Genomic DNA, 15281 nt, shown 5'->3' with positions numbered 1-15281 from the left:
CGAGCGCGGCGAGCTGGTCCTCGAAAATCTGCTTGGTGTCGGACAACAGCCGACCGATCAACGTCGACTTACCATCATCGACCGAACCGCAGGTCAGGAAGCGCAGCAGCGACTTCTTCTCTTGCGCCGCCAGATAGTCGCGGACGCTTCTCGCGGTGGAAAAGGACAAGTCAGGGATTGGCGTCCGGCGATCCTCATCCACGGCAGTCGGCCGCGATGCAATCCGAAAGGCGGGCCTGTGCTAGGCCGAGCGATCCGATCTGGTTCCTGATGGACATGGTCGTCTCCAACCCTATCACTGGCTCTTCATAACCTCCTCCTCGCCGCTGTCTTCCCACGATCTGCGCTTCCGGAAGATCAGACAAGAAGACTGCTGGATCATCATACCGCATTGGGGCACCTCCATGGAATGGTCCAATCAATGGGTCAGGTTCGCCTGACACTGCGCCAGGATCATCATGATCAAAGCCCATCCGCTCGGCCAAATGTGACCCGTTACGGGTCAGTACGCCTGGCACCGCAATTGCATTGATAGAGTGTGGGCTGGGACGAGGTCCGTCGCCTCGCAAATGGGGCGGCGGGCCTTTAGCAACGAGGGGCTTTGACGGAGCGGCCCGGCACCCCTTTGTTGGGATGGGGCTAGGACACCGGGCCTAACCGACGGGCTGTTTGTGAGAAACGGCGCCGGGGCTGAGGGACTATATGCGCTCATGCTGAATACGCGCAAAGCATACGAACGAAGTATGAGAGCGACAATTCGGGGGGCAGCCGATGGCCGATAAGCCGGTGACGACCGACGTCGAACCCGCGCTGGTGCTGATTATGACCCAGCGGGAGGAGGAGTAGCGGCGGCGACAGCGCACCTTCGGTTCGATATAGCTAACGCTTGTCGTTTCGCGGCTTGCACTACGCTTTAGCGGAACCAAAAAAGAGGACACGGGCGTGCTTCGTCGGTCGGCTCCGGTCTGGCTGTTCGCGGCATATCTGCGCGTCCAGTATGCACTGCAACAGCAACCCGCTTCGAACGGGACGCTTTGCAGATGGCACGACAGGTCTCGCTGGTGATCGAGGCAGAACTTGTCAATCTGCAGACCATTCTTGACGGTCTCTCAAAATCGGCCACTCTCGCCAATGGCAATCTAAAAGCGCACGATATCTTACACGGAGCGGCGCCGATCTTGGCGATCTGATTCCATTGCCGTCATGGGGCCAAGGATCCAAAGGATCGCACAAAGCCACTGTGCCTGGAATGGGCTGCATACTCATCTTATTAGTGCGGGGAAATTATGTGCAATTACAGGTTGTCGTACCTTTGGATATATTAGTCACCTAAGATATAATTACCAAATTGTTAACCAGGATTAATGCGCCTTTTCCACAGCATCGTACTATGCACTCCAGGTTGGGTTACCTCCATAGGGCGCGGAAGCCATACGTCGGTGTGTTGGGACGGCGTATGTCCTACTCCTTGAATCCAATCTTCGGTCAACATCTAGTCAGCCTGACAGACGATGAGCGTATTAGTTCACGCCTTTGACATGCTTTGCTAGGGAGCCAAACCAAAGAGGAGAAAAGCAAGTCAGCGCGATGGAGAGGAGTAGGTAAAGCGATGGCACACCCCCAAATTTCCGATTTTTGGAACGATGCAACAAAACCGTTACACAATGGACATCTGCCGGACGCGAATGGTCTTGGCAGGTCCGATCTCGACGAAGGACGTCCGAGCGAAGGCTTGGTTATGATTGTCGACAAGCGAGCGCTTGAGCGTGAATGCCTTGCGCGCGGCCTTATCGAACACAATCCCACCTTGCGCGTTAGCGCGGTAGGATCGCTTGACGAAATCCAGCACATTGGCGGGGACGAGGAGCCGTCCGCGATCCTCGTAATTCTTGGCGCCAGGAAGGTCACGGACCAGAGTGTTCGGGCGGAACTTGCGCACTTAATTTCCGAGTTTGGCACCGTACCCGTAATCGTCGTGGTGGATTCCGATGAGCCAGGGGAGGTTCTCGCGGCTCTCGAATGCGGCGCCCGAGGCTATATTCCCACAAGCGTGACGGTGAAGGTCGCTGCCGAGGCCATTGGTCTTGCTCGTGCCGGAGGGATCTTTGTACCCGCCAGCTGCGTGCTGGCGCTGCGAGAGATCATCCACTCGACCGCAAACGGTGTCCGTCCGCTCTCCGGCATGTTCACCACACGCGAAGCTGCGGTTGTGGAGGCGCTCAGGACAGGCAAGGCGAACAAGATAATTGCCTACGAGCTCAACCTGTGCGAGAGCACCGTCAAAGTCCACATCCGAAATATCATGAAAAAGCTCAAGGCTACCAACCGCACCGAGGTAGCGTACAAGCTTAGACAAATGTTGCTTTGAAGGCTGCCTCGGATCGGTCTTTGCCTGGCCGGCTCTGGCAATAACAGGTGCGTTAAGGGCGGGACCAGGGGTTCGGCGTTCTGATCTAAGGTCGATGGCCTCGTCCGAGCGGTTTCGCGAAACGGGCTGGCTCGGCGTGTGTCGAGGCACGTTCTTAGCCAACCGTCGCGGACGCCGCTGTTACGAGAAATCCAACGCTGTCCCCTGCTAGCTCCGCGCCACGATACGCGGCTTCGGCGGCCTTCAGCCCACCCGTCAGTCTGCGGACCATTGGAGCCGGTCCGAGTGCGTCAAGGGGAAGGCCTAGCTGACCACGGGTGGGTCGCTTCGGTGGCCAGATGCTGAGGCCGAAATAGCTGGCGGCTGAGCGATCGACCCCGCCGCTGAACTGCACCAGTAGCGCTTGGTGAGAGTTCCGGGCAATACGGCCCAGGCAGTTGATGTCCATTGGTGGTTTGTCAGTTGGCCTCATCGCGACCACGATCACATCCCATGCATCGTCAGTCAGGAGCATGGGGTGCGAAAAAACACTTACTCTCGCCCCACCCTCGCTTAGCGTACGCTCGAGGGACGGGGCACAGGGCGTGTCACAGACGATGGCGAGCCTCGCGGCACGGTGATCGACACCGGCATCGCGGAGCAAGATGCAGCACAACCGCGCGAATTCCGGCAGCAGGTTTATGGCTGGGTGGCTCAGATTGGGAGCCGCGACTTTGATGCCGGCCTCGTCACAGGCGTTGAAGTCCACAACGCCCGGACGAAGCTCCCATGGTTCAGCCATTAGCGAAACAACCGCATGCGAGGGTAAGAGTTCGATGAGCGATCTCGAAATCGGGGCGACCTGCAGACAGTTCGTGACGAGGTCGACATCCTGCCATTTGCGGCTGTCGATCCGGTTCGTCACTTCAACGCGTTTGGAGACCCTAGCGTGTTTGGCAAATGCCGACGTCGCATCTGCGATGGCCGCCAGGCTTGGATGTCTGGAAGATGTGCGCGTGAGCGCAACGACACGGCTGGCATTGGCGAGCGCCGCCGCTGTGGCAGTCACAGCTTGATATCCCGTCGTGGCGCCAACGACCACGGTGAGGCCGGAGAGATCGAGATCAAGCAAGCCTATTTGCTTGCGCACGATAGCAAGCATTTCGGCAGGGTCGATCTCGAGAACATCACGAGCAGACGACGTTCCGGCAAAATCATGTGGTAAAGGCATCAAGCTGGGCACTAGGTTGCGCGCTCCACTATCAAATAAGCCTGCAATGTCCCTTAAGCGGATCAACCGCCCTGCCGGATCTTGTCTTGGCACGATGCACGTGCATTTCCTGCATTGTTTTTTGACGGATGCCTTTGCGGCCTCGCGCATTTAGCAAACGTGGTTCCTGTATCGCCACGAGCATGACTGCCTGGATCTGGTTGGCACTCCGATCTCTTGGCGGCTGCGCCAGGTCCAATGCAGGCTCTGGCAATACAGCCGAACCTGCCCGAACTGCTACCGCAGCAAACGGATGCTAGGTGATACGCCGTTTGATCAGAAGGCTTAAAGACACTACACCAGCGACGCGTGGATCAGGCTTAGGAGTAACGGGCGCCGGGTACGCCGCTACCTCCTTTGCTTCTCTTGCGAAGAATGACAAGCCGCTGTGAAGTTGGGCAGCAACACCAACAGCGTTTCTTGGTGAAATCCCATGACAATCAGCGCATTCGACATAAAGCGCCGCAGAGCTGGTATCCACATCGGCCAAAACCTCCGTCCGCTTGGAGGCCGGCGCAAAAGAATGGTGGACATCACTGTCGCATTGATCGCGCTTGTCCTTGCTGCTCCGGTCATGCTGGCGGTTGCCCTTTTGATATTGGTGACCGACGGCGGACCGGCGGTGTTCTCACACACCCGGATCGGATTCAACGGCAGGCGCTTCGCCTGTTACAAATTCAGGACCATGGTGGCCAACTCGGAGCGGGTTCTGGCAGACTATCTCGCGAGCAATCCCGAAGCCGCCAAGGAGTGGGAGCAGAATTGGAAATTCAAGAATGACCCGCGGATCACATTCCTGGGGCACATTCTCAGGAAGTCGAGCCTGGATGAGTTGCCTCAACTCATCAACGTGCTGCGCGGCGAGATGAGTTGCGTCGGCCCTCGTCCGGTCGTTCCCGACGAACTTCAACGTTACGGCTCCTCTGCGATCGATTATCTAAAAACCCGGCCTGGGTTAACTGGCCTTTGGCAGGTGGCTGGCAGAGACGCAATGGATTATCCCAGTCGTGTCTCTATCGACAGCCGATATGTGCGGGAATGGTCCCTATGGGCCGATGTTGTCATTCTCGTCCGGACTGTGGGCGCCGTGATGAAATTCGATCGTGCGTCTTGATTAATGCGCATCGCAAATTCTTGCCCGATGCTTTGCTCTGCCTAAAAACCGCAGCGTGCTGCCGCGACCGCAATGGCGAAAGGTGCGGCGCCGGTCGGCCGCGGCGAAATGGCAGCCGCAGACCATTACTGCTCACGTGACATGCCTTGGCGCCAGACTACGCCCAGGAAGAGGCCGAGCAAGTAGGCCCCCTGTAGAACAACAACGAGAAGCAGGATTGAGATGAGGTGGTGCCAGTCAAATACACTGCCGATGCCGCCTGCAACGACGCCGCCCACGACTGTCACCGCGGTCATGATGATGAGCGCGGCAGCTCGAAAACGAAATCCCAGCAAAATGCCGATAACACCGACGACGACAAGGCCCCAAAGCACGGCGATCTCCTATGGGTGGAAGACTCAGTGTGCCATCTCCAAGTCTCCCACATCTGCGAATCGGTACCAACACTCAATCCGGCTGCACCGCCTCGCCGACGAGCGGTCGAGGGGCGGAAATCGCCGTACACTCCCCCGCGCTACACAAAAGGCGTAGAGCACCCTGTCCGAATGCCCCCTTTTCGCTCATTTCCTTGTCCACCCGCCAAGCCTACGCTGCTTGGAAATAGGTATGCGGAATTTCACCCGCCGTGCGGCAGCATGCAATGATTTATGATCCGGACGCCAAGCCTGTGTTTATCAGTGCGGCTATTCAGGACAACAAGGCTCTGGACGTTGCTCATCGACGCGAGCCTGCGTCGGCGCGCAGTCCCCGCATAATGCCTCTAGTGTGACATTCTACTTATGCTTCAGGTATCTGTCCTTTTGCTGATCCTGTCCATCTGGTTCCCTGGCGCCACGCGGATTGCCGGAACGGATGGCTCGCTTTCCTTCTTGCTGGCACTGTTCTGCGCTTTGCTAAGTGTCGGTACCTACGCGGAAACAGCAAGACGCCTCCATCGGATTGAGGCCGCCCTGACGACTGCGGTGCTGACGATATCTGCTGTCATCATCGTTCTCTCTCTACTGTCGATGCTCTACGCAGACAATCCGATGAGGACGATGCGCGCGGTTTTCTCACAAGTGTTTGGTTTCGCGATCATTCCAGCGGTCGCGGCAATCTCCATGAGACCGAAGGGTCTCGTGGCAATCGACAGGGTTGTGACGACCATAGTCATCATGACTGTCGTAACATCCTGTCTTGTCGCAATCGGGCTGGGCGATGCCAGATTCGCCGATCGGGCTGAAGGCTATTTCAAGCACTCGAACCAACTCGGGATCGCGTTGTCGGCTGGTCTGCCGCTTGTCGCGGCGAAGCTGGTCACATCCCGCCGGTACCGACTTCTCCTTACCGGCTGCCTCGCTGCGGTGCTCCTGGGTTTGGTGAAATCGGGTTCGAAGACAAACTTCGTCCTCGGCGTGGTGGGCCTTGGTCTTTTCTTTGCGCTATACAGTATATATTTAATCAGAAGAAAGCAGAATCCATTAAAGGTAATCGTGGGAACCATTGCCGCTCCGATATTGTTCGAAGCGAGCCTGCTGACATTGCAGTTCCTAAATCCACGGGCTTACGGCCTGCTGGCCATTCAACTTTCCGGAGGCGAGGCGCATTCGGTGGTATCGCGGCAGCGACTGTGGTCCATATCGATCGATCTCGGCCTGTCGCACCCGTTCACGGGTGTGGGGGCAGGGCAATGGGTGGAAGATATCGCGCCCCACAGCCATAATCTGTTCATTGACTTCTTTAGAACACTGGGAGTGCCCGGCTTGGCGTTGGTGTCGATGCTGGTTCTCGTGGTCATGGCATATCTTTCCAGGGTCGTGTTCTGCACATTGTTCGGCAATGACAGGGGGGGCGACCATGCGGCGGAAGTGAATGTGATGGTGCTTGGAACGTCGGTTTCCCTGTGGAACTACATCATCGCAAACCAGATGAGCGACTCCTTCGGTCCATCGACAGCGCCATTCTTCTGGCTGCCGTTGGCTTTGCTCATCTTCTACCGCGGCATCCAACGATCACTGCAGACCGGCCCTGAGCGTCCGAAATTGTACGCGGTTCCAGGGTCCCAGCTATTTCAATATTGAACTGTTTTTTCAATCTTCGGAAAACCAACTTTTATCCCCTGATCCCCATGGCTTCGTACACAGTCCGTGACCTGACGGCAGGCTTGCCGCCAAGCGTCGAACCACGCCCACTTCAAACAGACATTCGATTCGTGGAATTTTTTGGTCTCCCTGGGATCGGAAAAACCACGGCCTCCACCCTGTTGGCGAACGACTTGCGACGGTGCGGCCCGCTGGCAGGCGATGTGCAATTAGCGTGGGGGACAAGAGCGTTCATCGACCGCCAAATCCACAGGATCGGTATTGTTACCCCAAGGCTCAAGGACCGTCAGTTTCGCTCGCTGCTCGCCCGAATTGCACGTTTTGTCATCGAAAGCGGGCAATCATCGGTTGTCGATGTAATCAGGGTTATCTGGAACCTTTCGGTTTTGGTTGCCTATATTCATACCGAGAGGCAAGGAAAGGATACCATCATCATAATGGATCAGGGGCTTCTGCAGGGGTTCCTGTCCGTATTGCTCAAGAGTAAGCACCGCGAAACTTCGGAGAAGTGGTTTGACATCCTGCTCGCCATTGGCGTGCATGACATGGTTTTTGTCCATCTGCGCGGTGAGATTCGCCTAGCACGAAGTCGACTTCTGAAAAGGGGCGATAGGTCCTCGCGGATACAAAGGGCATCTCCTGACTGCGACCGTCATCTTTGGTCGGCGGCGGATTGTGCTTGCCGCCAGATTTTGGCCGACCTTGAGCGAAGAATGGAAACGGAGGATCACGTCGGCGTGCTGGCGGCGGTCGACGTGGAAAGGTTGGCATCGCCCGAAGATGTCGCCGAAAGGGTTCTTGAGGTGGTGCTTCCGGCCTGCCTCGAACGACATCGGCTGAGCGGTTCGGCACGCCAATGAGCACCACAATGAACCGCCGTTCACTCATGGGCGTCGCCGGCTTGTATCCTCTAATCGCTCTGTTGCCGGGCTCGTGCCAAGCGCAAGGCGGACAAACGCCGGCAGGCAAGGAGTTCGTTCTGGCAGGTGACTATGGCTTCGAACAGCAATCGATACGGAACCTGCAGCCGGGAGCAACAATCAACGCTCGAAATGCTTCCTTCACAGTTGCCAACAGCAGAAACCGCGATCCCAATGCGGCGATGGGCTGCGACGAGGGGCCGTTGCCGGTCAATCGCTATCCCGTCGTCATCCGCAACTGTCCAGGGGTTCGCTTTGTCGGCGGCCGCTTCGACGGCCAGGTACCGCTAACGTCTGATTGGCGGGACACCTACTGCAACAGCGCGGCTTTGCTTGTCAGGGACGGAACCACCGATGCGACAATTGAGGGGGTGCGTGCCCGTCGCTGCTGGGATGGCATTCGCCTCGCCGAGCACGCCGACGGTTTTCGGCTAAAAGGGTGCTGGCTCAGCGAAATCAGGGATGATGCGGTGGAGAACGACTATCTCCTCAGCGGCATCATTGAAGATTGCCTGTTCGACGGATGTTTCTCGGGGATCAGCCTGGACCCTGCGTCAAACGAACGGGACGGAACGGGGCAAACGGTGCGGGTCGACAAATCCCTCATTCGCATGCATGCCTTTCTGTCCAAGGGCGAAATCACACATCAGGCGCCGATCAAGGCTGTCGATCAGTCGCCCAGGTTGAGGATCACGGAATCGGTTTTCGCATTGGCCGCGGCCAACATGCGTGGATTCCATCGCCTGGAAAGAACATGGCGGCTGACGATTGAAAGCCGCGACAATGTGCTGCTGTGGCTGCCCGACGAGCCGATCCCTTCCGCATTGCCACTGCCACCGTCTGGTTTCAGATTGCTGACGGGCGCCGACGCCCGCGGCTATTGGAACAAGGTCCGTTCCCAATGGGTCGCGGCGCATCAGGACGTGGTCCGGTTCTCTGACGAAGTGCTGTGAGAAGTCGCAGCGCTCGGCAACGATTACTCCAACTGCGAAGGCATTTGGCGCTCGCCCATTGAATGCACCGCTGGCAACAACAGCTTGGACCGTCACGGCGATGAATCAGCACGACGCGATTGACAGAACTGTGGTGGCATCAGGCCCGGCCGATTGGAATTCTGCGACGTTTGTGATCCTAGGGCGGTTGGTACGTGTCAGGGGACAAAATATCCTGTTCAGCCCTTCCCAGAACGCCATTTTCGCCGTCAACGATACTGCTGCCGACATCTGGCGCTCTCTGGAAGAAGGCATGCCACCGCACGCCATTTCGGTCGAGATGGCGCGCAGTGGCGTTGATAGACTTGAGGCAGACAGGCATGTCGAGGCTGCACTCGAGGATTGGCAGCGGCTGAACCTGATACGGCCCTGCGCGCCGTTGTCTACTTCGTCAGCTGAAAAGCCTGTGAGCCAGGTGGTCGCAGTCGCGGGCCTCAACATACGCATCGTCTATCCGGCAGCCTGCGCCTTTCCCGCGATTTCCGTATTTCGCCACCTTGAGGTCAAAGGAGATACTGCCGACGTACTGCTCGAGGTGGTTGGGCAGGGAGGGAGAGTCCATCTGCTGCGGGATGGCAAGTGGATTTTGTCCTGCTCCCTCGACGAATTACCCGTCATGCTGAAGGGGCAATTGCTGACCGAGGTTCTGGATTACGGCGCCTATGAACTTGCCCTCCACGCGGCTGCGCTTCTCAGAAATGAACGCATCGTCCTTCTTTGTGGCAATCCGGGCGCGGGCAAGACGACGCTGACCTTGGCACTGGTCCATGCAGGATTTGGCTTTGTCGCCGATGATGTGACGCTGCTGGACTCTAGGGGGCATGGCGTTGGCCTTCCGTTTGCCCCGGCGGTCAAGGCGGGAGCATGGCCGTTGCTGGCCAAATACTGCCCCGGCCTTGATGCCGTTCCGATCTGTCGCCGCCCTGACCGCAAGCGTGTACGATTTGCCGTGCCCAAGGCGTTCGTGCCCTTGCCTCCCGCTCCCCTGCACATTGGCTGTGTGGTCCTGCTCCGTCGAGGCCGTGACTCGAAAGCCAGCCTGGAGCCGATCGATCCAGCTCACGCATTGCGCGGCCTTCTCAATGGCGCGCTTGCGCCCGGCGGAGAGCTGGGTGTCACCGCGTTCGAAGCGCTGACCCAACTCATCGGATCGACGGAAACCTATTGCCTGACCTATTCGGGGCTTGATGATGCGGTACGCCTTATCTCGGAAGCGTGTCGATGATAAGCAGGGGCAACAGGGGCAACGCACTTGAGGCGTTGGTCGCCGGACTTCGCGGCACTCCGACGGACAGGGCTGACTGGCAGGCCGTGATTGCTCTGGCAAATCGCACTCTGCTTACACCCGATTTGTTCTCGTCCCTGGCGCGCGCCGGACAAATCCACCAGCTGCCAGAGGACGTGCGCGAGTACCTTCGGTTCGTTCACGACTGCAATCGGGAACGAAATCTGCGGTTGCGTACCCAACTGGGTGAAGCCGTTGCCGCCCTCAACCGCAGCGATATCTCTCCGCTCCTGCTCAAGGGGGCCGTTCCCCTGTTCCTTTCGCCGGCCGGCCTGGTCCCCAGCAGGATGACGAGTGACCTCGATCTAGCCGTGAATCCACGCCAAGAGAAGGTCGCCAGAGACTGTCTTGAAGAGCTTGGCTACGTCGATGTAGCGGGGGGTCGAGGCATGGCCCGCCAGCAGGACGCCGGAATGCTGGAGCTCCGGTCTACCCGAGCGGACTGCTATCACTCCCCCAAGCTCATCCAGCGAGACGGCCTTCGGGTGAAAATTCCTCCCGTTCAGTCTCGCGCCATGCACTGGATGGTACACGACCTTCTCAAGGAGGGAGATTATTGGCGCGGAAGGATAGATCTCAGGCACCTCCATGACTTGGCTCGATTGGCGGAAAACGAGGACGTGGACTGGATGTCACTGCAGGGTTCTATGTCGGACCGGAGCGCCCGCAATGCGCTCGAAACCCAGCTCCTGGCCATGCACCATTTCTTTGGAACCCGAATCCCGGAAAAATGTGCAAAACGCCCGATCGTCCGTTTCCAGCACTGGAGGCGCGTCTTCACGGCGACCCACCCCGTCATTGGCGCCCCTCTGCGACTGGTCGGTAATTTGACGTGGGGCATATGGCGGTTTTCACGCGCCTACGGTTTGGCGCGACGTGGACCGCCGTACCTCTTGCGGCGCATCGCTCGTACGCTCTTCGACCCTCGCACGAAAATCTAAGCCTTTTGGAGAACTAGTGTACTGGATCAGAAGGCATAAGATGAATCCGTGAATTTGAGAAAGTTTGTGGGAGGTTTGACATGGCACCGGAAGGCACAAAACGCTCGGAACGGACCCAGGAGACCCTGGTCTCGGAGGCTCAAGCGCGCCGCGACTTTCTCAAGAAGGCGGGGCGTTTTGCGGCGGTTACTCCGCCGGCTGTGACGCTCTTGCTTGGCACAAGCTTGAACTCCAGGGCGATTGCCAAATCGGGTGGATCAAAACCGGGCAATGGCTGGGGGGACAAGAACCATATTCACGTCGGCCCTCCCGGCCAGGGGTAAGCCCTTCGACCATCATGGTCGCTGAAAACAGCGTTTTGAGGACATAGGGCTCCAGCCTGTCATTTGAAAGCCCGGACCGCTCGTGGCACGCAAAAGTGCCGCGAGCGCTCCGGGCTTTTCTTTGCCGGGGCGACCATCATCCGAACTGCAAATCAGCGCAAAATGGATCGCCGCACTGATCTTCGGAACCGCGCGACGCGGACCTTTGAGCATGCAGGAAGGCGGCCCTACGCAAGCAGCAGACTGCTCAGGAAGTTGTCGTCGTGGAACTGGGCCACTTGAACGCCGGTCAGCGTGATCTGATCCCCGCCGCCCAGCGACGCCACGACATTCGAGCCCTGGTTTGTCGCCGCCTGCAGGAACTGGCTGGTGTTGTAGATGCCAAAGGCTCTGAGATCGAGGACGTCGCCGGTGCCGGCGCCGGGCAGGAAATTCATGACGGTGTCCTGACCGTCGCCGTGGGCGAACACGAACAGATTGTGCTGGTTGCCGGCAACCAATGTGTCGTTTCCGCGTCCCCCGATCAGCGTGTCATTCCCGCCCAGACCCCATAGATAGTCCGCGCCGGTCGTGCCGTTCAGGACGTAGCCGCCGTTGACGATTGTCGGCGTGCGCCCTACAGGCGTCGGGACAAAGTAGGAATCCGTGAGCATGCTGGTTGCAGTCGTCCCGTTGAAGCTGCTCACCTTGTAGAACTCGATCAGCATGCCCGCGTCCGTGATCGTCACCAGATTGGCGCCGACATTGGGAACGGTCTTGCCAGCTCCGCCAAGGCCGGTGGTCGTGTACGGAAGAAAGACGCCGTCGCCGTTGTCGTCCCGGTTCTCCCGGTAGTAGTTGTGCTGATGGCCGGCAAAGACCGCGTTTACACCCCACTGCTCGAAGGGCCACCGCATGGTGGCAGTGGAGCCGCTCGGGTTGAATGGCGTGTGATGGAAGTAGGCGACGTCGAAACTCGCGTCGGAATTCGCGAGAAGGTCTTGCATCCAATGGCCCTGCACAGATGTGGAACTGCGGCCATCCGGCTCCTGCTTGTTGCTGCTGAGAGCGAAGAAATGCACCGGCCCGATCTGGTAGTCATAGTACCTCTCATTGTCGGGCAGCGTGAAGTAATTCAGGTAGTTGGTAACGTTGCCTTCTTCGTATTCGTGATTGCCTAGCGTGGGGAAGAAGCGGTTGATGGCGCTGCCGCTGCCGTATGAGCCCTGATAGTTGCCTATGTAGTCATGATACTGCTGGCCGACGGCGGCATCCAAGGTCTGCGGAGCATACACGTTGTCGCCGATTGTGAGGATGAAATCGGGATTCCAGGCATGGACCATCGCCGACACCGCCTTCTCGCCGGAGAGATCGGTGTCGCCGTAGTCACCAAAGACCGCGTACCGGTACAAGACCTGCGGCGGCGTCGTCGGGACGACGCTGACCGTATAGTCCTGCGCGGCGGTGCTCCCGTCGGACGAGGTTGCGGTGACGTGGAGGTTGATCGACTGCTCGGTCTGGGCATTGAGCGTTCCCGTGCCAGAGCGCGTGATGACGCCGGTGCTGGAATTGATGGCGAAGCGCGGGTCGTTGAGGCTGTAGGTGACCGTATCGGTGACGTCCGGATCCTTGGCCGAGGCTGTGATGTGGACCAAAGTGCCCGCGGGGGCAAGGTCGGGGATCTGGTTGGCCGCAGGGTCGGCGTCCTGTGGATGCTTGAAGGCGACCGGGCCGGTCGTCGGCACATAGTACTCGACGTGCAGGAGCGGTGCGCCGGTGGCGCTGCCATCGAAGGAATTGGCCCTGCGCGCGCCGCTGCTGCCGCTGACGACGAATGCCATGTCATTGAGTTGCAAATAGCCCGGCTGGTTGATGATCTCCTGCACGATTGCCGAGAGGTTCGGGGTGCGTTCGGCAAGGGCGGCTTCATTGTTCACGGTCCAGTCGGGTGGCGTCCACGTCACCGAAGTAGTCGTCATCAGGCGCGAGGTGACATCGCTTTTCTCACTCTCGAAGGGGACGGCTTCGTCGCTTTCGCCCCGGATCAGGAGCGAGACGGCGCCGGTGCTCGTATTCTGGGCCTGGAACTGGATGTAGGCACTGGTGATGACGGCGTCGTAGGGAATGTCGACGCCGGTGAAGCGCATTCCGACCGTCTGGACTTTGGTGCCGTCAACCACCATGTCGAGATCGGTGCTGGTGAGGTCCATCCCGCCGCTGGGACCTTGCTCGACGTCGTCGGTGCTGGTTGCGATCCTTTTCTCGAAAATCGGCGCTGTGGTCACGCTGACGGCATAGTCTTGGCCCGCGGCGCTCCCATCGGACGAGGTCGCGGTGACGTGGAGGTTGACCGACGGCTCGGTTGCCGCATTGAGCGTGCCGGTGCCTGAGCGCGTGACAACGCCTGTGCTGGAATTGATGGCGAAGCGCGAGTCGTTGACGCTGTAGGTGACCGTCGAGCCGGCATCGGGATCCCTGGCCGAGGCCGTGATGCCGATGGCCGTGCCGGCGGCGGCGGTCTGAGCAATCTGGTTGGCGGCAGTGTTGGCATCCGGCGGGTTGTTGAAGGCGACCGGCTCCGGGCTGTTGAGGACGGCGAGGGTGAAGGCCTGGTTGGCGGTGCTGCCGTCGGTGGAGGTTGCCGTCACCGTCAGGTTGATCGATGTCTGGGTCTCGAAGTCGAGCGAGCCGGTGGCCGAGCGGGTGATGACGCCGCTGCTGGCGTTGATGGCGAAGCGCGTGTCATTGATGCTGTAGGCGACGGTCGAGCCGGCGTCGGGATCGGTGGCCGAGGCTGTGATGCCGACGGCCGTGCCAGCCGCCGCAAGCTCGGCGATCTGGTTGGCGGTGGTGTTGGCGTCGGGCGGCGTGTTGAAAGCCACCGGACTGCCGGCCGGACCGGGCAGGGTATACTCGATGTGCAGCAGCGGTGCGCTGGCCGGATTGTATTCGTAGGAATCGGCCGTGCGCGTGCCAGTGCCGCTGACCAAAAATGCCATGTCGTTGAGCGCGGCCCAGCCCGAGCGGTTGACGATCTCCTGCACGATCGCCGAGAGGTCAGGCGTGCGCTCGGCAGCGCCATGCTCGCCCACAATGGTCCACGGGTCCGGCGTCCAGGCCGTGGATGCGGCCGTCCTGGGAAGCGAGGACACGTTGAAGTTGGCGGTGGTGAAAGGACTGGCGTCGTCGACCTTATCGCCCTGGATGAGCAGCGAAGTCGCGCCGGTCTTCACCTCGTTGGCCTGGAACTGGATGTAGGCGTTGGTGACGATGGCGCCCTGCGGGATGTTGATGCCGGTGAAGCGCATGCCGACCGTCTGGCGGGTGGAGCCGTCATAGCCGAGCTCCAGGTCGGTGACGTTGGTCGAAATCGCCCCGGAGCCCTTCTCTTCGACATCGTCCCCGGCGGTCGTCACCCTTGTCTCGATGATTACAGGCGTGGTGTTGCCCGTCTCGGAGACAGCAACGCTGAAGGCATGGGTATCGGTGCTGCCGTCGGACGAGGTTGCGGTCACGTTGAAGTTGACTGAAGGCTCCGAGGCCGCGTTAAGCGTGCCGGCGCCCGAGCGTGTGATGATGCCGGTGCTGGCGTTGATGGCAAATCGCGGGTCGTCGATGCTGTAGGTGATCGTCGAGCCGGCATCGGGATCCGTCGCCAATGCTGTAATGCCGATCGCCGTGCCGGCGGCGGCGTTCTGGGCAACCTGGTTGGCGGCGGTGTTGGCATCCGGCGGGTTGTTGAACGCCACCGGCTCAGGGCTGTTGAGGACGGCGAGGGTGAAGGCCTGGTTGGCGGTGCTGCCGTCGGACGAGGTTGCCGTCACCGTCAGATTGATCGACGACTGGGTCTCGAAGTCGAGCGTGCCGGTGGCCGAGCGCGTGATGACGCCGCTGCTGGCGTCGATGGCGAAGCGCGTGTCATTGATGCTGTAGGTGACGGTCGAGCCCGCGTCGGGATCGGTGGCCGATGCTGTGATCCCGGTGGCTGCCCCCGCCGCGGCGAGTTCGGCGATCTGGTTGGTGGTGGGA

The 15281-nt window shown here is 59.5% G+C and carries 12 protein-coding genes and 1 pseudogene; 9 read left to right on the top strand and 4 right to left on the bottom strand.

Annotated features, from left to right (window positions below; all coding sequences use genetic code 11):
- Window positions 1–178: GTP-binding protein (locus EN845_RS36830; RefSeq protein ID WP_135897785.1), on the bottom strand; the 178-nt coding region annotated here is incomplete at its 3' end.
- 862 nt (window positions 179–1040) lie between these two features.
- Here EN845_RS36830 and EN845_RS35620 point away from each other — a divergent pair.
- Together EN845_RS35620 and EN845_RS31270 are read left to right on the top strand one after the other, a co-directional pair.
- Window positions 1041–1190 carry a hypothetical protein gene (locus tag EN845_RS35620; protein ID WP_189343812.1) on the top strand — a complete coding sequence of 50 codons (150 nt, stop codon included), beginning with the start codon at window positions 1041–1043 and terminating at the stop codon, window positions 1188–1190.
- Between the two features lie 419 nt (window positions 1191–1609).
- Complete coding sequence (locus tag EN845_RS31270; RefSeq protein WP_127873506.1) at window positions 1610–2368, top strand: response regulator transcription factor; 759 nt, start codon at window positions 1610–1612, stop codon at window positions 2366–2368.
- A gap of 154 nt (window positions 2369–2522) precedes the next feature.
- On the opposite strand, the gene EN845_RS31265 is transcribed toward EN845_RS31270, so the two are convergent.
- Window positions 2523–3728, bottom strand: a complete 1206-nt coding sequence (locus tag EN845_RS31265; protein ID WP_127276354.1) for a hypothetical protein — start codon at window positions 3726–3728, stop codon at window positions 2523–2525.
- A 322-nt stretch (window positions 3729–4050) separates the two neighbouring features.
- Between EN845_RS31265 and EN845_RS31260 the strand changes: the two genes are divergently transcribed.
- Window positions 4051–4731 carry a sugar transferase gene (locus tag EN845_RS31260; protein WP_245464276.1) on the top strand — a complete coding sequence of 227 codons (681 nt, stop codon included), beginning with the start codon at window positions 4051–4053 and terminating at the stop codon, window positions 4729–4731.
- A 125-nt stretch (window positions 4732–4856) separates the two neighbouring features.
- On the opposite strand, the gene EN845_RS31255 is transcribed toward EN845_RS31260, so the two are convergent.
- Window positions 4857–5105, bottom strand: a complete 249-nt coding sequence (locus EN845_RS31255; protein ID WP_127276356.1) for a hypothetical protein — start codon at window positions 5103–5105, stop codon at window positions 4857–4859.
- A gap of 426 nt (window positions 5106–5531) precedes the next feature.
- On the opposite strand from EN845_RS31255, the gene EN845_RS31250 reads away from it, so the two are divergent.
- The 6 genes and pseudogenes from EN845_RS31250 to EN845_RS36295 all read left to right on the top strand — a co-directional run.
- Window positions 5532–6791, top strand: a complete 1260-nt coding sequence (locus tag EN845_RS31250; RefSeq protein ID WP_167531543.1) for an O-antigen ligase family protein — start codon at window positions 5532–5534, stop codon at window positions 6789–6791.
- On the top strand, window positions 6788–7672 hold the full coding sequence (locus EN845_RS31245; RefSeq protein ID WP_135897783.1) for a hypothetical protein: 885 nt from the start codon (window positions 6788–6790) through the stop codon (window positions 7670–7672). The genes EN845_RS31250 and EN845_RS31245 overlap by 4 nt, the downstream gene beginning before the upstream one ends.
- Window positions 7673–7680: 8 nt before the next feature.
- Window positions 7681–8685, top strand: a complete 1005-nt coding sequence (locus EN845_RS31240) for a hypothetical protein (RefSeq protein ID WP_127276370.1) — start codon at window positions 7681–7683, stop codon at window positions 8683–8685.
- A 58-nt stretch (window positions 8686–8743) separates the two neighbouring features.
- Complete coding sequence (locus tag EN845_RS31235) at window positions 8744–9949, top strand: PqqD family protein (RefSeq protein ID WP_245464277.1); 1206 nt, start codon at window positions 8744–8746, stop codon at window positions 9947–9949.
- Window positions 9946–10950, top strand: coding sequence for a nucleotidyltransferase family protein (locus tag EN845_RS31230; RefSeq protein WP_127276362.1), 1005 nt, complete (start codon window positions 9946–9948; stop codon window positions 10948–10950). Before EN845_RS31235 ends, EN845_RS31230 begins: the two co-directional genes overlap by 4 nt.
- Before the next feature lie 80 nt (window positions 10951–11030).
- Window positions 11031–11234: pseudogene (locus EN845_RS36295) on the top strand (hypothetical protein); the annotation flags it as partial.
- A gap of 266 nt (window positions 11235–11500) precedes the next feature.
- Here the strand turns inward: EN845_RS36295 and EN845_RS31220 are convergent.
- Window positions 11501–15281 (bottom strand): putative Ig domain-containing protein (locus tag EN845_RS31220; protein ID WP_348631113.1); only part of this gene is annotated, 3781 nt, incomplete at its 5' end.

Origin of the sequence: Mesorhizobium sp. M8A.F.Ca.ET.202.01.1.1, from assembly GCF_004791595.1 — a bacterium.
Taxonomy (GTDB): domain Bacteria; phylum Pseudomonadota; class Alphaproteobacteria; order Rhizobiales; family Rhizobiaceae; genus Mesorhizobium.
This window is presented reverse-complemented; position numbering and strand designations above follow the sequence as displayed.

Coding starts and splice junctions, on each gene's coding strand:
- EN845_RS35620 (WP_189343812.1), top strand. CDS start 1,041: ATGGCACGACAGGTCTCGCTGGTGATCGAGGCAGAACTTGTCAATCTG.
- EN845_RS31270 (WP_127873506.1), top strand. CDS start 1,610: ATGGCACACCCCCAAATTTCCGATTTTTGGAACGATGCAACAAAACCG.
- EN845_RS31265 (WP_127276354.1), bottom strand. CDS start 3,728: ATGCGCGAGGCCGCAAAGGCATCCGTCAAAAAACAATGCAGGAAATGC.
- EN845_RS31260 (WP_245464276.1), top strand. CDS start 4,051: ATGACAATCAGCGCATTCGACATAAAGCGCCGCAGAGCTGGTATCCAC.
- EN845_RS31240 (WP_127276370.1), top strand. CDS start 7,681: ATGAACCGCCGTTCACTCATGGGCGTCGCCGGCTTGTATCCTCTAATC.
- EN845_RS31230 (WP_127276362.1), top strand. CDS start 9,946: ATGATAAGCAGGGGCAACAGGGGCAACGCACTTGAGGCGTTGGTCGCC.